Source organism: Streptomyces sp. ME19-01-6 (assembly GCF_033793745.1).
Lineage (GTDB): Bacteria > Actinomycetota > Actinomycetes > Streptomycetales > Streptomycetaceae > Streptomyces.
In genome coordinates this window covers 584,714-603,730 of record NZ_JARAXF010000003.1, presented here as the reverse complement: position 1 = coordinate 603,730, position 19,017 = coordinate 584,714, and the positions used below count along the sequence as shown (strand labels likewise).

General features: G+C 71.6%; 17 protein-coding genes and 1 pseudogene. 14 read left to right on the top strand and 4 right to left on the bottom strand.

Going from position 1 to position 19,017, the window contains the following annotated elements:
• Nucleotides 1–19: 19 nt before the first annotated feature.
• Nucleotides 20–2,659 carry a hypothetical protein gene (locus PV419_RS09345; protein WP_319687380.1) on the bottom strand — a complete coding sequence of 880 codons (2,640 nt, stop codon included), beginning with the start codon at nucleotides 2,657–2,659 and terminating at the stop codon, nucleotides 20–22.
• Nucleotides 2,660–2,764: 105 nt separating this feature from the next.
• A pseudogene (locus PV419_RS09340) lies at nucleotides 2,765–3,701 on the bottom strand (glycosyl hydrolase family 18 protein).
• Nucleotides 3,702–3,903: 202 nt separating this feature from the next.
• On the opposite strand from PV419_RS09340, the gene PV419_RS09335 reads away from it, so the two are divergent.
• Nucleotides 3,904–4,737: an NAD(P)H-binding protein gene (locus PV419_RS09335; protein WP_319687379.1), complete on the top strand. Its 834-nt coding sequence runs from the start codon at nucleotides 3,904–3,906 to the stop codon at nucleotides 4,735–4,737.
• A 61-nt stretch (nucleotides 4,738–4,798) separates the two neighbouring features.
• On the opposite strand, the gene PV419_RS09330 is transcribed toward PV419_RS09335, so the two are convergent.
• Nucleotides 4,799–6,145: an MFS transporter gene (locus PV419_RS09330; RefSeq protein ID WP_319687378.1), complete on the bottom strand. Its 1,347-nt coding sequence runs from the start codon at nucleotides 6,143–6,145 to the stop codon at nucleotides 4,799–4,801.
• Between the two features lie 43 nt (nucleotides 6,146–6,188).
• Nucleotides 6,189–6,362 carry a hypothetical protein gene (locus tag PV419_RS09325; protein ID WP_319687377.1) on the bottom strand — a complete coding sequence of 58 codons (174 nt, stop codon included), beginning with the start codon at nucleotides 6,360–6,362 and terminating at the stop codon, nucleotides 6,189–6,191.
• Nucleotides 6,363–6,435: 73 nt separating this feature from the next.
• On the opposite strand from PV419_RS09325, the gene PV419_RS09320 reads away from it, so the two are divergent.
• The 13 genes from PV419_RS09320 to PV419_RS09260 all read left to right on the top strand — a co-directional run bounded on the left by PV419_RS09320 (nucleotide 6,436) and on the right by PV419_RS09260 (nucleotide 19,009).
• Nucleotides 6,436–7,386: a LysR family transcriptional regulator gene (locus PV419_RS09320; protein WP_319687376.1), complete on the top strand. Its 951-nt coding sequence runs from the start codon at nucleotides 6,436–6,438 to the stop codon at nucleotides 7,384–7,386.
• 330 nt (nucleotides 7,387–7,716) lie between these two features.
• Nucleotides 7,717–8,613, top strand: a complete 897-nt coding sequence (locus tag PV419_RS09315; protein WP_319687375.1) for a hypothetical protein — start codon at nucleotides 7,717–7,719, stop codon at nucleotides 8,611–8,613.
• Between the two features lie 25 nt (nucleotides 8,614–8,638).
• Entirely contained in the window at nucleotides 8,639–9,352 is a 714-nt protein-coding gene (cpaB, locus tag PV419_RS09310) for a Flp pilus assembly protein CpaB (protein ID WP_319687374.1), read from the top strand.
• Between the two features lie 66 nt (nucleotides 9,353–9,418).
• The gene (locus PV419_RS09305; protein WP_319687373.1) at nucleotides 9,419–11,203 is read left to right on the top strand and encodes an AAA family ATPase; all 1,785 of its coding nucleotides are present in this window, start codon (nucleotides 9,419–9,421) and stop codon (nucleotides 11,201–11,203) included.
• Nucleotides 11,181–11,900 (top strand): TadE/TadG family type IV pilus assembly protein, encoded by a 720-nt coding sequence (locus PV419_RS53220; RefSeq protein ID WP_415925263.1) that lies wholly within the window; start codon nucleotides 11,181–11,183, stop codon nucleotides 11,898–11,900. The genes PV419_RS09305 and PV419_RS53220 overlap by 23 nt, the downstream gene beginning before the upstream one ends.
• 76 nt (nucleotides 11,901–11,976) lie before the next feature.
• Complete coding sequence (locus PV419_RS09295) at nucleotides 11,977–13,335, top strand: CpaF family protein (RefSeq protein WP_319687371.1); 1,359 nt, start codon at nucleotides 11,977–11,979, stop codon at nucleotides 13,333–13,335.
• 6 nt (nucleotides 13,336–13,341) lie between these two features.
• Nucleotides 13,342–14,280, top strand: a complete 939-nt coding sequence (locus PV419_RS09290) for a type II secretion system F family protein (protein WP_319687369.1) — start codon at nucleotides 13,342–13,344, stop codon at nucleotides 14,278–14,280.
• Nucleotides 14,281–14,294: 14 nt separating this feature from the next.
• On the top strand, nucleotides 14,295–15,188 hold the full coding sequence (locus PV419_RS09285) for a DUF5936 domain-containing protein (protein WP_319687367.1): 894 nt from the start codon (nucleotides 14,295–14,297) through the stop codon (nucleotides 15,186–15,188).
• A 300-nt stretch (nucleotides 15,189–15,488) separates the two neighbouring features.
• Entirely contained in the window at nucleotides 15,489–15,653 is a 165-nt protein-coding gene (locus PV419_RS09280; protein WP_014176788.1) for a membrane protein, read from the top strand.
• Nucleotides 15,654–15,661: 8 nt separating this feature from the next.
• On the top strand, nucleotides 15,662–16,357 hold the full coding sequence (locus PV419_RS09275; RefSeq protein WP_319687364.1) for a hypothetical protein: 696 nt from the start codon (nucleotides 15,662–15,664) through the stop codon (nucleotides 16,355–16,357).
• A 44-nt stretch (nucleotides 16,358–16,401) separates the two neighbouring features.
• Complete coding sequence (locus PV419_RS09270) at nucleotides 16,402–16,995, top strand: hypothetical protein (RefSeq protein ID WP_319687362.1); 594 nt, start codon at nucleotides 16,402–16,404, stop codon at nucleotides 16,993–16,995.
• 7 nt (nucleotides 16,996–17,002) lie between these two features.
• A complete protein-coding gene (locus tag PV419_RS09265; RefSeq protein ID WP_319687360.1) occupies nucleotides 17,003–17,629 on the top strand; it encodes an OmpA family protein in 627 nt (208 codons plus the stop codon).
• 54 nt (nucleotides 17,630–17,683) lie between these two features.
• Nucleotides 17,684–19,009, top strand: coding sequence for an SLC13 family permease (locus PV419_RS09260; RefSeq protein WP_319687358.1), 1,326 nt, complete (start codon nucleotides 17,684–17,686; stop codon nucleotides 19,007–19,009).
• The last annotated feature ends 8 nt before the right edge of the window (nucleotides 19,010–19,017 follow it).

Below are 19,017 nucleotides of genomic sequence, written 5' to 3'. Positions count from 1 at the left end.
CCGCGGAGTCAGGCGGGCATCACCACCGGGCCTGGTAGTGGCCTGTGGCGGCGCGCCACAGCGCGGAGAACGCGGCTTTCGGCCGGTCGTTGAAATCATGCGCCGGAAGGTCGCCGAGCAGGTCCAGCACGGCGCCGAGGTGCCCGCAGTCCGCAGCCTGCTCAATGAGCTTCTCGGTCGGCCTCTCGCGTTTGGCGCGGGGCGTCTTGAGCAGCTCGGCGTGCGCTTCGGCGAGGGCCGCGATGTCCTCCTCGGTCGGCGTCGGCGGCAGGGACGGCCGAGGGGCGCCGTCGGCGATCGCCTGGGCACGCTCGTAGGCCTCGTCCGGTATGTACCACGAGTCGGAGAGCCACGAGCGGAGCAGATCGGGCCGACCGAGCTCGACCAGTGCCTTGATCATGCTCGACGGCCGGTCCCGGGGCGGGACGCACGCCTCGAGGAACTCTTCCGCGATGTCGAGCCGGTCGGTGCTCAGCAGACAGAGCAGCCACGGCTCGGAGCTGAAGCTGTTGGGCCGGTCCTCGGAGGACGTCCATATCGACCGGGCCTCGTTTACGCGTCCGCACTCGGTGAGCGCCCAGATGACCGCGAGACGGTTCTCCCATGGGTTGATTTCCGGCTCGATGGCTTCCCGCGCGCGGGCGAACCACGCGTCGGCGGCGGCAGTGTCGCCCAGGGCGTGGTAGGCGCCGGCCACCGAGGAGGCGACGTTGGCGACGTTGCGCTTTCCGAGGGCCGCCTCCGCCCTCGGCTCGGCGAAGGCGAAGACGGCACGCGCCTGTTCGGTCCGTCCCGCGCGGGCCAGGATCATGGCCACCTGAGCCGAGGCCACGACGCGCTCGTCCGCACCGGGTATCGCCTCGAGCAGTTCCGCGGCGCCTTCGGGCTCCCCCCGCCGCGCCCGGAGCCGGGCCGCGTCGCTGAGATACTCGTTCACCGCGAAGTCCCAGTTGCTCCCGAGCCCGGAGACGGATTCCTTCACGGCCGAGAACAGGTCGTCCATCGTCGCGGTGTTGGGCGGCGGCCACGCCCCGATTCCCTGGGCCGCCGCGTTGCCCTGCGCCGCTTCCGTGGTCCGCGCGGCTTCGGCGGCTTCGAGCTCCTCGACGTACTCCCGGACGTAGTAGCCGAGGCCGTCCTCCCCGAGCCGGTCGGCGGCGGTCCGCACGTCCGGCACGACATCGAGCCCGCCCCACCGCACCGGCCAGGCGAACCGCCGGTCGACCGACCAGGTCAGCACCGCCTCCAGGTCTTCCCTGCGGTCCGGCGGCGCGATGACCACACCTTCCTCGAAGGCCGCGCACCAGGTGTGGTCGTCCAGCGCGAAGTTGACGTTGTGCCGCTCGAACACGGAACCGTCTTCCAGGAGCCGGGGGCCCGGTGGTTCGCGGAGGAACGTGAAGTCGCCCAATGCTCCTCCGGTGTCGGGCCGGCGGAAGGTCACACGGGTCGAGTCCACGGAGACCCGCACTCCGCCCGAGCCGCCCTTCCCCGTGACCGCCTCGGGTTCCTTTTCCTCAGTCGCCCAGCCCACCTGCTTGGTGGCCAGGTCGATGACCAGATCCCGCTTGTGCCGAGCGTGATACGCGTACAGCCGGGTGCCGTCCCGTGACCAACCGACCCCGTCATCCAGCCACAGCTCGGCGTCCTCGTTCTCGAACTCTTCGGGAAGCGTCTCGGTGAGCAGGTACGGGTGCGAGGGTGGTGCGTAGGCGGGCAGCCAGTACAGATGGCCCGCCTCGAGCGGGACGACGCAGCCCTTGACCGCGCAGGGGGATCCGGTCGAGACGTACGCGCGCCGACCATCGGGCGCCAGCGCCCACGTCGGCGGCCGACTGGCCCCATCCGTCACCGAGGCACTGGCCAGCGGACAGGTGTTGTAGGTGGCGGTACCGAAGGGGTCGAACACCCCCACCTGATTGGTGTTGTAGGCGAGTCCGACGCGGGTGCTGTCGTCCGACCACTGGATGACGTCGTCGTAGTCGGGCCAGCCGACGCCGCCGTCGATGCGGCTGAGTGTGTTGACGCAGCGACCGCTGGCGACCTCCCAGATCTGCAACGCACCACCGCGGTGGTAGTCGTCGCCGACCCAGCTTCCGGTGGCCAGATAGCGTCCGCACGGGCTGACGGCGGACGATTCGATCTCCGTGATGTGGCCGTACGGATGCTGCAGCCGTGTGTCGTCGAGGGCGCGAATCCTCTCGGTGGCGAAGCGATGCGCCTCGGTGACCCCGTCCGTGCGCTCGAGCTCCAGCAACCGGGCCCGGAGCGGCGGCAGATCCCGCTCGGCTGCGAAGGCGGACCAGTCCGCTTCCTCGAGGAGCCCCAGCAGCGCGGCCGGGTCGGCGGCCGAGGTCAGCGACGTGTGATCCGCGAAGGTCCCCGCCTCGCCGGTGGCGGACTCACCGCCCGCCGAGGGCTTGGCAGCCCCCTTGAGCACGGCCCGCAACGCCTTCGCGTCATAGACCGGAATGCCGCGTGTGGTCGCCGCTCCGATCTTGCGGCCTGCCACGTCATGTGCGGCGAAGACCAGATCCGTTCGGTCGGAAACCGAACTCGACACCCGCGCGCCCAACGCCTCCAGCCCGGCCTTCGCCGTGGCGTGTGGCAGCTTGTGGAACCGCCCCATCAATACGATGGACTTTCCCTGTAGATCCATGGCCATGACCGTAAGGCCACCCACTGACGACATGATCACGGTTGGCACTTCCCGATCCCCGTTCGAGGGGGGGGAGCGCTCGGTCCCCCCTCGAACGGGCGGGCCCTACGGCAGACCGTGGACGTGCGGCCCGACCGCCTTCGACCAGGCGCTGCCGTTCGCCGCGTCCCAGTTGGTCGACCAGGTCATCGCGCCGCGCAGCCCAGGGTACGTCTTCGAGGGCTTGAACGACCCGCAGCCGGTGCCCTTCGTGAGGCAGTCCAGCGCGGCCGTGACGACCCCCGGGTCCACGTACCCGGAGCTCGCGCCGCGCGTGGAGGCGGGGACGCCGAGGCCGACCTGGGACGGGTCGAGGCCGTTCTCCAACTGGATGCAGGCGAGGGCGGTGAGGAAGTCGACCGAGCCCTGGGAGTAGACCTTGCCGTCGCAGCCCAGCATGGAGCCGCTGTTGTAGTACTGCATGTTGACCACCGTCAGGAAGTCCTTGATCGCCAAGGCGGTCTTGAAGTACTCGTTCCGCGGCGACTGCATGTCGACGGTCTGCGGCGCCATCGTCACCACGACGTCGCTCTTCTTGGCGTGGATGGCCTTGAGCGCCTTGCTCATGTAGGTGGCGTTGAGGCCGTTCTCCAGGTCGATGTCGACGCCGTCGAAGCCGTACTCGTCCATGAGCTTGGTGACGGAGGTGGCGAAGGCGTCGGCGGACGCGTCGTCGCTGATCGAGACTGTGCCGTTCTGGCCGCCGATGGAGATGATGACGGAGGTGCCCGCGGCCTGCGCCGGGTGTGGTGGTGGCGTCGGCGAAGGCTACGGCGATGATGTCGTACTCGTCCTGGACGTCGCCCAACTTCTGCACGCCCGCGCCGTTGTCGAAGTTCTGCCAGTACCCGGTGACCGCGTGCTCGGGGACGGCCGCGGCGCCGACGGGTTTCTCCGCCGCGCCCGCGGTGTTGGCGGCTGTCAGTCCGCTTGTGGCAAGGGTCGCTACCGCTATGCCGCCGAGCAGTTTTTGGGTGAACGTACCTGATCGTGCGCGTGCCACGGGTGCCTCCGGGCGTGGGGGGATGTGGGGGGAAGTGGTGCGCTGACGCGTTCAGGGGCCCCTGAGGCATGTGATCCACGGTGGTCCAGACCAATGTTCCTGTCAAGTCCCTGACAGGAACCTCGAGTTGACCTGAAGCGAGGTTGAGGTTTTAGCGTTCACGCCGGATTGATCACCGTCTGGCGAACAGGAGAGTGTGCCCGTGATCCTCGTGACCGGAGCGACCGGAAACATAGGAAGTGCGCTGCTGAGGGAGTTGCGAGAGCACGCTGCGGGGCCATTGCGAGGGCTCACCCGGGACGCCGCACGGGCCGCGTTCCCGGCGGGGGTCGAGGCCGTCGAGGGTGATTTCGCGCGGATCGCTTCGCTGAGGCCCGCGCTGGACGGGGTGCGGTCGCTGTTCCTGGTGTCGCGGATGGGGCCGGATGCCGACATCCTCCAGGCCGCTCGGCAGGCCGGTGTGGAGCATGTGGTGCTGGTGTCGTCCATCACCGTCCAGACCCATCCGCACCTGGCTCCCGCCGGCGAGAACCTCGCTGTCGAGCGGCTGCTCCAGGACAGCGGCATGGCCTGGACGATCCTGCGGCCGACGCAGTTCGCGTCGAACGCCCTGTGGTGGGCGGAAGCGATCCGCGGGCACGAAACGGTCCGCGTGCCGTACGCGGACATCGGGCTGCCCACCATCCACCCCGCGGACATCGCGGCGGTGGCTCGGGTGGCGTTGACCGAGTCGGGGCATCGCGGCCGGACGTACGCGCTGACCGGGCCGGAACGGGTCACGGCCCGGCGGCAGGTCGAAGAGGTCGCGGCCGCTCTGGGACGGGAGGTGCCGTTCGCCGAGATCAGCCGCGGGGAGGCCCACCGCGACATGGCCGCGTTCCTGGGGGATGAGGCCGCGAGCGCGGTGCTCGACCTGATGGGAGGGGACGTCAACGAGGAACTGCTGAAGGCGCGCGACACGGTTGAGCGGATCACCGGCCGCCCGGCCAGGCCGTTCCGGCAGTGGGCCGCGGAGAACGCCGCCGCCTTCCGTTGACCGCGCCGACCGGGGGAGGGCGCTCGGTCCTCCCTCGAAAGCGGCGGCTGGCTTTCCGAGTTCAGTGCGAACGGTCTGCTTCGGTGGACCGGGCGGAGATCACCGCGGGCTCGGCGAGATGCCCCATACGGTGCTCCGGCCGCGTGGTGCTCAGCCGTACGAAGCCGGGCCGTGCGGCCAGCAGGCCGCACACGAGCTCGGGCACCAGCAGCAGGAGCAGCAGCCAGATCGACGCCTCCCAGCCGCCGGTGACGCTGTGCAGCATGCCGAAGGTCAGCGGGCCGGATGCGGCGAGGAGATACCCGCCGGACTGAGCCATGCCCGAGAGTCGCGCGGTGACCGCGGCAGTGGGTGAGCGCAGGTTGAGGAGCGTGAGGGCGATCGGGAACGCGCTGCCCGTGGCGACCCCGAAGATCGTGATCCAGACCCATCCGGCCCGCGGAGCCAGGAGCAGGCCGCCGAGTCCGATCACCATCAGGGCGACGACCCCGAGGACGAGCGGCCGCTGGTCGCGCAGGTGGGCGGCGACCACCGGTACGACGAAACCGAGGGGGATCCCGATGATGATGACGACCGAGTTCATCATCCCGGCGGTGGTGGGCGCGAACCCGTGGTCTTGCATCATCTCGGGAAGCCACGACGTCAGCGTGTAGAACATCAGCGACGTCATGCCCATGAAGACCATCACGGACCACGCCAGCGGCGAGCGCAGCAGCGACCCCTCCTCCGCATGAGTCCCCGTCCGAGTCTCCGTGTGAGTGTCTGTCCGGGCTTCCGCGTGAGCGGTGGACGTGGATTCGCAGGCGCGGGCGGCCGGCCGTTCCGGCGGCCGCTTCGGCCCGCGGAGCGCGAGCGGGCACCACACCAGGGCCGCGATCAGGGACGGGACCGCCCACACGGCCAGAGCCGGCCGCCAGCCGCCCATGTGGTCCAGTGGGACGGCCAGGCCCGCCGCGGCGGCGCCGCCGACCGACAACAGCATCATCGACAGGCCGGTGAGGGATCCCACGCGACGGGGGAACACGCGCTTGATGACCGCCGGCACCAGCACGTTGCCCGTGGCCATCCCGGCTCCGGCCAGCACGGTGCCGGCGAACAGCGCCGACTGGGCGGGGAACACGCGCAGCAGGAGCCCGATCGTGATCACCAGGAGCGCTCCGGTGATCGCCGCCTCGGTGCCGAACCGGCGGGCGAGCACGGGGGCGAGCGCGGAGAAGATGCCCAGGCACAGCTCCGGCAGGGTGGTGAGCACGCTGACCTCAAGCCCGCTGAGCCCGAACGTGTCCTGGAGCTCGCCCAGGACCGGGGGGATGCCGGTGATGGCCGCCCGCAGGTTGAGGGTCAGCAGGATCAGGCCGATGAGGGTCCAGTTCGCTGTTGAACGAGTGATACGGGGAGGGGAAGCCATTTCGCCTTCGTCCTGCGCAGAGCCTGTCGAACGTCGGAGTGAGCTAACGGCCGCGGTGGGGGCACTGGATGTCGTGTCCGCCCGCGGCGAGTCCCTTGCCGTCGACGCCGTACGGAACCAGGGCCATTTGAAGCCGTCCGCAGGCGCAGCGGCTCCAGACCACGACACCCTCCCTGGTGGTGTGCCGGGAAACGATGGTGTTCGTGTTGGTGTCCATGGCAGCAGGATGACCCCGCACAACCGTTGCGGTCCATTGCATGTTTTGCCGGTGATGTGTGCAAGATAATTTCATGATTGACCTGCGTCGGCTTCACATGCTCCGCGTGGTGCACCAGCAGGGCACGGTCACCGCGGCCGCAGAGGCCCTGCACCTCACCCCGTCGGCGGTCTCCCACCACATGCGCCAACTCGCGCGCGAGCTCAAGGTCCCGCTCCTGGAGCCGCAGGGCCGCGGCGTCCGGCTGACCCCGGCCGGGCACCTGCTCATCGACCACGCCGACGCGCTGCTGGCCCGGTGGGAGGAGGCGCGGGCGGAACTGGAGTCCTACCGGGCGGGCATGGCCGGACCACTGCGCATCGCGGGCTTCACCACCGCGATCAGCGGCCTGATCGCCCCCGCGGCCGGGCGGCTGCGGCACAGCCATCCCGACCTCCTGGTGCAGGTGCGCGAGTGCGACACCGCGGAGAGCATGGACCTGCTGATGGCGGGCAAGGTGGATCTCGCGGTCGTGGAGCCCATCGAGGGCGGGCCGTCGCCGGATGACGCGCGGTTCGAGCAGAGCCCCCTGCTGGAGGAGCCGCACGTCATGCTGGTGCCCGCCGACCACCCGCTCGCGCGGGCGGTGTCGGTGCGGCTGGAGGACGCGGCGGCCGAGGACTGGATCGTCGCCGACCCGGGCACCTGCGACCACGCCCAGCGGGTGCGGGTGCTGTGCGCGGCGGCCGGGTTCTCGCCGCGGATCGTGCACGCCGCCACCCAGTGGCCGGCGGTCTGGTCGCTGGTCGGGAACGGGCTGGGCGTCTCGCTGGTCCCGCGGCTGGCCGAGGGCCCGGCGGGCCGGGCGGTGGTACGGGTGCCGGTGTCGAGCGAGAACATGCCGACGCGGCGGATCCTCACCTGCGTGCGCCGGGGCAGCCGCCGGAACCCGCTTGTCGACCTCGGGATACGTGCGCTGGAAGAGGCGGTGCGCGACCACCGGGCCATGGACGACTGGCCCCACGAAGGGGGCCCGGCCCGCTAGGGCAGGCCGTGGACCTTCGGGCCGACCGAGCCGGACCAGGCGTTGCCCGCCACCGTGGTCCCGGAGGCGGCGGAGCAGGTCCAGCCGCTCAGGCCGGACTCGAAGCCGGGGTTCCGTACGAGGTTGGCGCCCGGGGTGGTCGGGTCTGCCTCGTCCCGTCAAAAGCGGTCCAGACCAATAAGGTTGTCAACAGGTCCGGCATGGGCCCGTAACTCAGGGGAAGTGTTCTCTCACGCGGCTTTCGCGGATAAAGTGCTGACGCACCAGGACAGCAGCAACGACCTGCGGCCGCCGCTCTCCCCGGCGCCGACGTGAGACGGGGTAGCAGACGTGCCCACCGCGATAGCAGTCACCAGCCGTGAGCTGGTGCTTCCGCCGCCCGACGGCCAGACCCCGTCGGCCGTCGTGCTGATGCCGCCCGATGTGGAGCCGTTGGACGACGCGCTGGCCGAGACCGCCGCCCTGCTGGACCAGCAGGGCTATCTCATCGTGGTCTACCCCGCGGCCACCCCCGCGCCCTTCGTCCGCCGCCTGCACACCGTACGGTCGGTCCTGGAGAGCGACCGCATCGCGCTGCTGCCCCTCGAACTCCCGCCGCTCGCCGTCGCCGTGGTCGCCCGTCAGCTGCGCCAGCTGTCGATGTGCGACTTCAGCCCCGGCGTGCTCGCCTGCGCCGCGCGCCTGCTGCCGCACTACGTCCACGCGGGCGCGCTGCTGGGCTCCGTCGCCAGGCTCGACCGGGTGCCCGTCAGTCTCACCTCGCACGTCAAGTCCTGGGTGCCGGGAGCGCAGTTCGCCGTGCTCGCCCACCCCACCCCGCAGCTGGTCAAGGTGGGCGGCGAGGCCGCGCTGCCCGGGCCCGGGTACGCCACCCACCTCACCGTCGCGCGCGGCAACCTCAACAGCCATGGCCACGGCCACGCGGGCGGCGACTGGGTCAACGTCAAACTCGCCCCCGGATGGGGGGTGCAGGGCACCCAGGAGGTGCCGCTGCCGCACGAGTCGGCCCACTGGTGGGGCACCCCCAAGCTGATCGAGTTCGTCGCGGCCATCCCCGACCTCTCCGTCCTCTACCAGCTGGTGTCGTCCGTGCGGAGGGAGGAGTGCCACTGGTGCGGCTTCGAACTCATCGGGGACCGCTGCGCGTTCTGCTCCGCCCCGGTGCCGCGCGGCGATGACATCCTTGCCCTGCCCCAGACCGAGCGACCCGCTCTGACGAGCCGGTAACGTCCCCGAACGAGGTTGTGCGTCCATGAATTCACGCCAGCGCCGCGGAGTCATCCTGCTGCTCCTGTCGGTCCTGTGCGCCGGTGGCGCGTTCGCCGGAGTGCTGTCCGTCATCCGCGACGTGGAGTCGAAGGTCGGTCCCGAGACCACCGCGTACAAGCTCAAGTCGGACGTCCCGGCCTACCAGGCGCTGGACGCCGGCAAGTTCGAGAAGATATCGATGCCCGAGCGCTGGCTGCCGTCCACGGCCGTCACCGACCTCGCCGACGTACGCGGCAAGATCGCCGTCACCCCGCTGCGCAAGGGCTCGCTCCTCCAGGACGACATGATCGTGGACCGCCCGGCGCTCAAGGCGGGGCAGCAGGAGATCGCCATCATGATCGACGCGGCGACCGGCGTCGCCGGCAAGATCAACCCCGGCTCGAAGGTGAACATCTACGCGACCTTCGAGGGCAGGAGCCAGCGCGACGATCCGGTCTCCAAGGTCATCGTCGCGGGCGCGGAGGTCATCGACGTCGGCAAGCTCACCGCGCTGGAGCCGGACCAGGACGACACCCGGCGCCTCGAGGCGGCGGTGCCCATCACCTTCGCGCTGGACACCAAGGACGCGCAGCGCGTGGCGTACGCCGAGTCCTTCGCCTCACACGTACGCCTCGCCCTCGTCGCCCCCGGCGGCGACGACACCATCCCCCCCGGCGACCGCACCTACACCCTCGACAGCGACGACGGCGACAAATGACAAGCAGCACGACTACCAGCGGCGTCCAGCGGCGTGCCGCAGGAACATGAGTGAGGCGGTGCCCCGGTGACGATCAGAATCCTTCCGGGCGTCGGCGACCCCGACGCCGCCCGCGCGCTCAGCGGGCTGCTCGGCCAGTTGCCGGGCGTCGAACCGTCCCCGCCGGTGGGCGACTCGACCCGGCTGCTCGACACCCTCGCAGCGCTGGCCGCTGCCTCCCTGGAGGACCTGCCCGAGGTCGTCCTGGTCCATGAGCGCATCGGCCCGGCCCCCGCGCTCGAACTCATCCGCGAGATAGCGCTGCGCTTCCCGGCCGTGGGCGTGGTGCTGGTGACGGCGGACGCCGGGCCCGCGCTCTACTCCGCCGCCATGGACTCCGGCGCCCGCGGCATCGCCGGGCTGCCGCTGTCGTACGACGAGCTGGCCGCCCGCGTCCAGGCCGCGGCCCAGTGGGCCACCGGTGTACGGCGCCACCTCGGAGGCGGCGGCGAGGCGCTCGTCACCGGACCCGGCGGGAAGCTGGTCGCCGTCGCGGGCGCCAAGGGCGGGGTCGGTACGACGGTCACCGCCGTGCAGCTCGCGCTGGCCGCGCAGGCGGCGGGGCGCAGGGTCGCGCTCGTCGACATGGACCTGCAGTCCGGCGACATCGCCTCCTACCTCGATGTGCAGTTCCGGCGGTCGATCGCCGACCTGGCACAGATCAACGACATCACGCCGCGGGTGCTGCAGGAAGCGGTGTTCACCCATCAGACCGGCCTCGGGCTGCTGCTCGCCCCGGGCGAGGGCGAGCGCGGCGAGGAGGTCGACGACCGCGCGGCCCGGCAGGTCGTCAGCGCGCTGCGCTCGGGCTTCGAGGTGGTGATCGTCGACTGCGGTACGCAGATGACCTCGGCGGGCGCCGCCACCGTTGAGATCGCGGACCTCGCGGTGCTGGTGACCACCCCGGACGTGGTCGCGGTGCGGGCCGCCAAGCGCATGGTCCGGCTCTGGGACCGGCTGCAGGTCCGCAAGGCGGAGGACACGGTCGCCGTCGTCAACCGCCACACCCGCAGCGCGGAGATCCAGCCGCAGCTGATCGAGCGTGCGACGGGCACCCGGATGGCCCGTACGGTGGTCCCGGCCGGCTTCAAGGAGCTGCAGCCGGCCGTCGACTCGGGCCGGATGCAGGACCTCGACGCCAAGTCGGCCGTCAAACAGGCCCTGTGGGGCCTGGCCGGGGAGCTGGGCCTGCTGGAGCCGCCCGGCGCCGGCCCCGCCGGGGGCGGGCCCGGTGGCGGACGCGCGCCTCGTGGGGTGCACCCCGGCCCTGCGGACCACCGCACGCTCCCGGGCATGCGGCGGCGCCGTGCCATAGGAGCGGGCGGCGACGCCCCGGCCGCCGGGGGCAGTCCGGGTGCGGCCGACGGCGGTACGGGCACCGGGCCGGAGTCCCTGCGGGAGGTCCCCTCCACACCCTCCAGGCGCTTTCAGCGCAAGCGGGGCGGCGACCGCGGCCAGGTCGCGGTCGAATTCCTCGGCGTGCTGCCGCTGGTGCTGGTGGTGCTGGCCGTCATCTGGCAGTTCGTGCTGCTCGGCTATACGTACTCCCTCGCGGGCAACTCCGCCGACAAGGCCGCCCGGGCGGGCGCCGCGGTGGGCGGCGACGCGGGCGCCTGCCAGGAGGCGGCGCTGAAGGACCTCCCGGGCGCCTGGCAGGACAGCGCCGAGATCACCTGCGGCCAGGGCGCCGACGGGATGTGGAAGGCCACGGTGAAGGTCCACGTCCCGGTGCTCTTCCCCGGGGCCGCGGACTTCCCGTGGCCGGTGACGGGGACCGCGGGAGCGGTGGATGAGCAGGCGGAGGGGGTGTGAGGCGGTGAGCGGGCACGGGGTGGTGGCACACGCCGAGGTGACCCGCGCGCCGGTGGCCCCTGGTGCGGGGGCCGGGCACGTGGTGGTCCCTGGGGCGGGGGCGGGGCGCTTCGGGGTGCCCCGGCGCGCGGCGGTGGCCGGGCCTGCCGCGGCCGTCGGGGGTGAGGTGCGCACCGGGCGCGTGGTGGTGGCACCCGAGGCGAGGGGGCGTGAGACGGCGACCGGGTGCGCGGGGAGTGCCCTGCGTGCGGCGGTGGCCCGGCGCGTGGCCCGGCGCGGGGCGGCTCGCGCGGCGGGTGCCGCGCGTTCGGCGCGCTTCGCGCGCGACCGATGTCGCGACCGGCGCCGCGATCGGGGGTCCGCCTCGATCGAGTTCCTCGGCTTTCTGCCGGTCCTGCTTCTCGTCGCGCTGGCCGCCGTCCAGTTGGGGCTCGCCGCGTACGCCGTGCAGCAGGCGGGCACCGCGGCCCGCGCGGCGGCGCGTACGGCCTCGCTCGATGAGGCGCAGACGAGCCCGGCGGCCGCGGGGCTGGCGGCGATGAGCGGATGGCTGGCGGACGGGACGGATGTCGGCGTCACCCCGTGCGGGGACGGCCGGACGCGGGCGACCGCGACGGTGGACATCCCGTCGGTGCTGCCCGGCGTGAGCTTCGGGAGCGCGGAGAGGAGCGCGACGATGCCGTGCGACGACGGCTGACCGACGGCCCGTCAGGGGACCGGCGAGCGGAGCCCATCACGCGGCGGAGCCGCATACCAGCACAAGGAGGACACCGATGAGCCTGCGGGCACGCATCACCGCGCCCGAGGGGCCCGGTGAGGGGCGGGAGGACGGGCATCTCGTCGCCGTCTACCGCGCCAAGCTGCTCGAGGAGATCGACCTCGCGGAGATGTCCTCGCTCGCCGCCGGCGAGCGGCGCTCGCGCCTGGAGCGCGTCCTGGGGCACATCATCAGCCGCGAGGGCCCGGTCCTGTCCACCGCCGAGCGGTCCCAGCTGATCCGCCGGGTCGTGGACGAGGCGCTGGGCCTCGGTGTGCTCGAACCGCTCCTGGAGGACGCCTCCATCACCGAGATCATGGTCAACGGCCCGGACCAGATCTTCGTGGAGCGCGCGGGCCGGGTCGAGCTGGTCCCGGTGCGCTTCGCGTCCGAGGAGCAGCTGATGCAGACCATCGAGCGGATCGTCTCCACGGTCAACCGCCGGGTGGACGAGTCGAATCCGATGGTGGACGCCCGGCTGCCGTCCGGCGAGCGGGTCAACGTCATCATCCCGCCGCTCGCGCTCACCGGCGCCACGCTCACCATCCGCCGCTTCCCGCGCGCCTACACCCTGCACGAGCTGATCGGCATGGGGACGCTGGACGAGCAGATGTTGCTGCTGCTCGCCGCGCTGGTGCGGGCGAAGTTCAACGTCGTGGTCTCCGGGCCGACCGGCTCGGGCAAGACGACGCTGCTCAACTCCCTCTCCGGGCTGATCCCGGAGGGCGAGCGGATCATCACCGTCGAGGACGCGGCGGAGCTGCAGCTGCAGCAGACGCATGTGATCCGCCTGGAGTCCCGCCCGCCCAACGTCGAGGGCAAGGGCCTGATCACCATTCGCGACCTGGTGCGCAACTCGCTGCGGATGCGCCCCGACCGCATCATCGTCGGCGAGGTGCGCGGCGGGGAGACCCTGGACATGCTGCAGGCCATGTCCACCGGCCACGACGGCTCGCTGGCCACCGTGCACGCCAACAGCGCGGAGGACGCGCTGATGCGGCTGCAGACGCTCGCCTCGATGTCGGATGTGGCGATTCCGTACGAGGCGCTGCGGGACCAGATCAACAGCGCGGTGGACTGCATCGTGCAGCTCGTCCGGCATGCCGACGGCACGCGGCGGATCAGCGAGGTCGCGCTGCTGGACAGCCATGGCCACGAGGAGTACCGCATCGCGACGGTCTGCCGGTTCGACGCCGAGCCGATGGGCGGGGACCGTATCGTCCACGGGCGGTTCTCGTACTTCCCGCTGCCGGAACGGGTCGCGGAGCGGCTGCGGCTGGCGAGTGAGTCGGTGCCGCCCGCGTTCGGCGTCGCCGCGTTCCCGGCGCAGCTGAGCGTGCGCGGGGCCGCGTACAGCCCGAGTGAGCGGAGGTAGCCGGGCATGGACCAACTGGCGGTGGTGACGGTCGGGGCGACGCTGGTGTGCGGCGCGCTGGGCGTCGCGGGCGTGCATACGTACGCCCGGGGCAAGGCGGCCCAGCAGGTGCTGTTCGACCGGCTCTCCGATACGGGGCCGCTGCCGCTGTCCGGCCGGCCGCGCCGTTTCGTGGGGGTGGACCGGCGGCTGCGCTCCACCCGGCTCGGGCGGAAGCTGGAGCTGCGGCTGGCCTCGACGGGTCTTGAGATCACTCCTGGGGAGTTCTTCGTCTACACGGCGGGGGCGGCGATCGGCCTGTGGGTGGTGGCGGCGTCGCTGCTCGCGGCGTTCTTCGGGCCGATCGCGGCCGTGGTCGCGGTCTGGTCCGCGTTCGCCTTCCTCACCTGGCAGCGGCAGAAGCGGATCGAGAAGTTCATCAACCAACTGCCCGAGCTGTCACGGATCCTGGCCAACGCCACCCAGGCGGGGCTCGCGCTGCGTACCGCGCTGGGCATGGCGGCCGACGAGATGGAGGCCCCGGCGGGGGAGGAGCTGGCCAAGGTCGCCGACAAGCTGGCCGTCGGCCACTCGATCGACGACGCGCTGGGCGAGCTCGCCGAGCGGCTGCCCTCCCGGGAGCTGGTCGTCCTGGTCACCACGCTCGTGCTGTCCAACCGCGCGGGCGGAACCGTCGTCAGCTCGCTGCGCAACCTCACCCAGACGCTGGAGGAGCGCAAGGAGACCCGGCGCGAGGTCCGCACCCAGCTGTCCCAGGTCACGGTCACCGCGTACGTGGTCCCGCTGATGGGCGTCGGCACGCTGCTGCTGATGAACCGGATCGCGGCGGGCTCCCTGGACCGGATGACCTCGTCCTTCTGGGGCCAGGCCGCGGTGGTGGTGGCCTTCGCGCTGTACGGGATCGGCTTCTTCCTGATCCGCCGTATGTCGAAGATCGACGTCTGAGAGGGGCGGCGGACATGGCGATCGGTGTGCTGCTGGCGCTGGTGGCGGGACTGTCGGTGGCGGGTGTCGCGTACGGTGTCGCGCTCTACCGCAGCGAGGCCAAGCTGCCCAGCGACCTGGCGGTGGCGCTGGAGGTCGGGGCGACGCGTACGACGGCGGTCGGCTCGGCCGTCGACCGGCTCGGCATGCGCTACGCCCCGTTGGTGCTGCGGCTGATGGGCGAGAAGCGGGTCTCCAAGGTCCGGCGCCGGATCGATCTGGCGGGCAACCCGGGCGGGCTGACGGTCGACCGCTATGCGGCGCGGCGCGCGGTGTACGGCATCCTCGGCTTCGGCGGCGCGCTGGTGATGCTGATGAAGGGGCAGTTGCTGCTCGCCCTCGTGCTGGTCGCCTTCGGGCTGTTCTGGATCGAGGTCGGCATCTGGGCGGCGGTACGGGAGCGCCGGGCCGCCATCGAGCGGACGCTGCCGGACTTTCTGGATGTGCTGGCGGTCGTGGTGAGCGCCGGACTGAGTTTCCGGCAGGCGCTGGACCGGGTGGCGGAGAAGTACGAGGGCCCCTGGGCGGATGAACTTCGCATCACGCTTCGGCAAATGGACATGGGGGTGAGCCGGAGACAGGCGTTCGAGGAACTGCGGAAGCGGAACGACTCCGAGCAGGTCGCTCAGTTCGTCACCGCGCTGCAGCAGGGTGAGGAGCTCGGGGCGCCGATCGTCGAGACGCTGATCGCCATTGCGAACGACATGCGGCGCACCGACGCGCAGAACGCCCGGCGGCGCGCGGCCCGCGCGGTGCCCAAGGCGACCATGGTGGTCACGACCTTCATGGTGCCGGGCACGATGATCCTGCTCATCGCGGGCTTCTTCATCGGTTCGGGCACGGATTTCGGCTCCATCACGGGGGATTGACCGCGCTGGATTCGATGAAGCGCCTTCGCGATTGCAATCGAATATGGGACAGTTGGTCCCGGAGGACTCCTCGGGGCCGGGAGGGGGTGAATCGGATGGGCCGCGCCAGCCTGAATGTTGACCTGACCGTCAGTCGAAAGCTGACGACGCGGTTCGAACGCCTCGAAATGGGCAGGCAATGGTGCCGTAGGCACTGTTCCCGGGCAGGTGTTTCGGCGTACTTTGCTCGTGTCGCGAGCGGCACCACGGGGGTTGAGTCGCCGGACCGGAACGGTACGGCCACCCATGGAGGGGAACACAATGGGGAAGCGCGTCATGCGGAACGACCGGGGGCAGACCTCGATCGAGTACCTGGGCATCATCGCCGTGGTGGTCGCCATCGTCCTCGTCCTGTCGACGACGGACTTCGGCAGCATGATCGCGAACGCCATCTCCGACAAGATCTCCGAGGTCGTCGGCATCTGACCGGCCCCGTGACCGCTCGCCGCTTCCGCCCCTCCCGCCTGGCCGGTGACGCGGGGCAGGCGTTTCCGATCTACATCACCGCGGTGGCGGGCCTGCTCTTCCTCGCGCTCGCCCTCTTCGCGGTCGGCCAGGCGGGCGCCACCCGCAACGGCGGCCAGACCGCGGCCGACGCGGCGGCGCTCGGCGCGGCCGAGGACTTCCGCGCCCAGTTGCGGAAGGGTCTGCTGGACGCGATCGCCGGCGAGCAGACCTGGGAGGACCTGCTCACCGGCCGGGGCTTCGATCCGCTGCACGACCCGTGCGACCAGGCGCAGTGGTTCGCCGGCGAGAACGACGCGGATGTCGTCGACGGAGGGTGCGTCCCGGGCTATCTGCCCGTCTCCTTCACCGTCACGGTCAAGACCCGCAAGGCGGTCGGCAAGTCGGTCATCCCCGGTACGGAGACCAAGCACGCGACCGCGCGGGCCAAGGCGGTCGTCGAGCCGCGCTGCACCTACGAGGAGCCGGCTCCGCTGCCCGACCCGACCGGGGACGGCAAGGGCGACGACGGCAAGGGCGACGACGGCAAGGGCGACGAGGGGGGCAAGGACGAGAAGCCCGTCATCGATCTGGTCTGCGAGGGCAAGGACATCACCATCGACCCCGAGCACCTCGATCTCTTCCCCGTCGCCAAGGACCTGTTCTCCGTCCATCTCGCCGACTGACGAGCGGACACGAAGAATCAACGAAGAGTAAGGGACAGCGAGCGATGAGCATGCGGCACACGACGAAGGCCCGGAGGGGGGCCGCCGTGGGGGCGCTCGCGGCGGCCCTGGCCCTCGCCGTGGCCGGGTGCGGCAGCGACGACGGCAAGAAGCCGGACGACGGCGCGGGCCAGAAGTCCACGGCAGCCAAGGACAGCGGGACCGGTGACGACGGCAAGGACAGCGAGCCCGCGGCCGATTCGACCAAGACCATCGGCGAGATCAAGGGGCCGAACGGGATCGTGGTCACCCTGCACTCCGCGGTCCGGGACAGCGGCGGGTTCGTCACCGTGAACGGGACGGTGACCAACCGCGGCGATCAGCTCTTCAACGCGGTGGACTGGCGCTCCAAGGAGACCGAGATGAAGTCCCGGTCGTCCGTGTCCGGCGCCTCGCTCGTCGACGGGGCCGGCAAGAAGCGCTATCTGGTGCTGCGGGACACCGACGGGGAGTGCCTGTGTACGACGGGGCTCTCGGGGATCAAGCCGGACGAGAGCCGCCCGCTGTTCGCCCAGTTCCCGGCCCCGCCGTCGAGCGTCACCAAGGTCGACTTCCAGATCCCGACCATGCCGTCGGTCAGCATCGAGCTCACGGGATGAGCCGGCGATGACCACACCCCACGACCGCCGCGCCCGCGCCCGCCGGGGCTCGCTTCTCGCCGCGCTCGCCTCCACCGCGCTCCTGGTCGCCCCGGCCCCGGCGGCCCGCGCCGACAGCGGCCCCGGCGCCCCCGCCGACACCACGCCACCCGTCAAGATCGACCCCAAGGACCCCGATCTGCGGCTGGCCGGGAGCGCGAAGCTGGCCCCCGGCCGGGTGCTGGACATCAAGTCGGTCGTCGAGACCGACGACGGCGACGAGCGCCGCGAGGACACCAACGCCAAGGTCAAGTTCGCCCTGCAGGCCGAGGTGCTGTTCGCCAAGGACAGCTCCAAGCTCGGCGGCGAGGCCAACGCCCGGATCAGGGCCATCGCCCAGGAGATCGAGAAGCAGAACGCGACCAGCGTCCGAGTCTTCGGCTTCACCGACGACCTCGGCTCCGCCCTCCACGGCCTCAAGCTCTCCAAGGAACGGGCCAACGCCGTCCAGCGCGCGCTCTCCGCGAACCTGAACTCCTCCGTCCAGTACCAGATCCGCGGCTACGGAGAGCAGTACCCGATCGCGGCCAATTCCACGGAGGAGGGGCGCAAGAAGAACCGCCGGGTCGAGGTCAGCTTCGCCCGCGCGGGATAGGAGCCGGAAGCGGGGGGCCCGTGGCGGTCCGTCCGGGCGCGTATCCCATGATGGATGTGTTTGTCGCATCCGGACCGGGAGTCCCCCCTGAGCACCGCCCTCACCGAGACCGTTTCCGCCGCCCTGCTGCTGGGCGTGCTCGCCTTCGCCGTCGTACGGCCCCGGGGGTGGCCCGAGGCGGCCGCCGCGGTGCCCGCCGCGGGGCTGGTGGTGGCGGCCGGGGCGGTGTCGCTCCCGGAGGTGTGGCAGGTCACCGGCAGGCTGCTGCCGGTCGTCGGTTTTCTGGCCGCGGTGCTGCTGCTGGCCCGGATGTGTGCGGACGAAGGACTCTTCGAGGCCGCGGGGGACGCGGTGGCCCGGGCCTGCCGGGGCCGTACGGACCGGCTGCTGGCCGGGGTCTTCGCGGTGGCGGCGGTGGTCACCGCGGTGCTCAGCCTGGACGCCACGGTGGTGCTGCTCACGCCCGTGGTGTTCGCCACCGCCACCCGGCTCGGCGCCCGGGCGCGCCCGCATCTGTACGCCTGCGCTCACTTGGCGAACTCCGCGTCCCTGCTGCTTCCCGTCTCGAATCTGACCAATCTGCTGGCCCTGGACGCCAGCGGGCTGTCGTTCACGCGGTTCGCCGTGCTCATGGCGCCCGCGTGGCTGGTGGCCGTCGGCATCGAGTACCTGGTCTTCCGCCGCTACTTCGCCGCCGACCTGGCCGCCGGGACCACGCGCCCGCCGCCCGCCCGGCGCCCCGAGGTTCCGGTGTTCGCCCTGGTCGTGCTCGTGTTGACCCTCTGCGGATTCGTCGCCGCCTCGCTCGCCGGGGTGGATCCGGCCTGGGCGGCCTGGGCCGGCGCCCTGGTCCTCGCGGTGCGCGCGGTGGCGCGCGGCCGGGCGACGGTGCGGGGCGCCGTGGCCGCCACCGGGCCGCTGTTCTGCCTCTTCGTGCTCGCGCTGGGGGTCGTGGTCCAGGCGGTGCTGGCGGGCGGACTGGGGAACGGCCTGACCCATCTGTTCCCCGGCGGCACCGGGCTGCCCGCGCTGCTCGCGGTGGCCGGTGTCGCGGCGGTCCTGGCCAACCTCGTCAACAACCTCCCCGCCACACTCGCGCTGCTGCCGATCGCCGCCGCGGGCGGGCCCGGCCCGGTCCTCGCGGTCCTGATCGGCGTCAATCTGGGGCCGAACCTCACCTATGTGGGCTCGCTGGCCACCTTGCTGTGGCGGCGCGAGATCCGCGGATACGGCATGGACGGCGAGACCAGCGACACCAGCGGCTCCAGCGGCAGCTCCGGCCTGGGCGACTTCACCCGGCTCGGGTTGCTGACCGGGCCGGCCACGATCGTCGCCGCGACGGTCGCGCTGTGGGCGATGCTGATGGCCACCGGGTCCTGAAAAGGAAC

What these genes read in the sequence shown, in the direction of transcription:
- PV419_RS09330 (WP_319687378.1), bottom strand. Translation starts at nt 6,145, where the DNA reads ATGGCTTCCCCTCCCCGTATCACTCGTTCAACAGCGAACTGGACCCTC.
- PV419_RS09325 (WP_319687377.1), bottom strand. Translation starts at nt 6,362, where the DNA reads ATGGACACCAACACGAACACCATCGTTTCCCGGCACACCACCAGGGAG.
- PV419_RS09265 (WP_319687360.1), top strand. Translation starts at nt 17,003, where the DNA reads ATGACCACACCCCACGACCGCCGCGCCCGCGCCCGCCGGGGCTCGCTT.
- PV419_RS09285 (WP_319687367.1), top strand. Translation starts at nt 14,295, where the DNA reads ATGGCGATCGGTGTGCTGCTGGCGCTGGTGGCGGGACTGTCGGTGGCG.
- PV419_RS09320 (WP_319687376.1), top strand. Translation starts at nt 6,436, where the DNA reads ATGATTGACCTGCGTCGGCTTCACATGCTCCGCGTGGTGCACCAGCAG.
- PV419_RS09345 (WP_319687380.1), bottom strand. Translation starts at nt 2,659, where the DNA reads ATGGATCTACAGGGAAAGTCCATCGTATTGATGGGGCGGTTCCACAAG.
- PV419_RS53220 (WP_415925263.1), top strand. Translation starts at nt 11,181, where the DNA reads ATGAGCAGGCGGAGGGGGTGTGAGGCGGTGAGCGGGCACGGGGTGGTG.
- PV419_RS09270 (WP_319687362.1), top strand. Translation starts at nt 16,402, where the DNA reads ATGAGCATGCGGCACACGACGAAGGCCCGGAGGGGGGCCGCCGTGGGG.
- PV419_RS09280 (WP_014176788.1), top strand. Translation starts at nt 15,489, where the DNA reads ATGGGGAAGCGCGTCATGCGGAACGACCGGGGGCAGACCTCGATCGAG.
- PV419_RS09290 (WP_319687369.1), top strand. Translation starts at nt 13,342, where the DNA reads ATGGACCAACTGGCGGTGGTGACGGTCGGGGCGACGCTGGTGTGCGGC.
- PV419_RS09260 (WP_319687358.1), top strand. Translation starts at nt 17,684, where the DNA reads ATGTGTTTGTCGCATCCGGACCGGGAGTCCCCCCTGAGCACCGCCCTC.
- cpaB (WP_319687374.1), top strand. Translation starts at nt 8,639, where the DNA reads ATGAATTCACGCCAGCGCCGCGGAGTCATCCTGCTGCTCCTGTCGGTC.
- PV419_RS09295 (WP_319687371.1), top strand. Translation starts at nt 11,977, where the DNA reads ATGAGCCTGCGGGCACGCATCACCGCGCCCGAGGGGCCCGGTGAGGGG.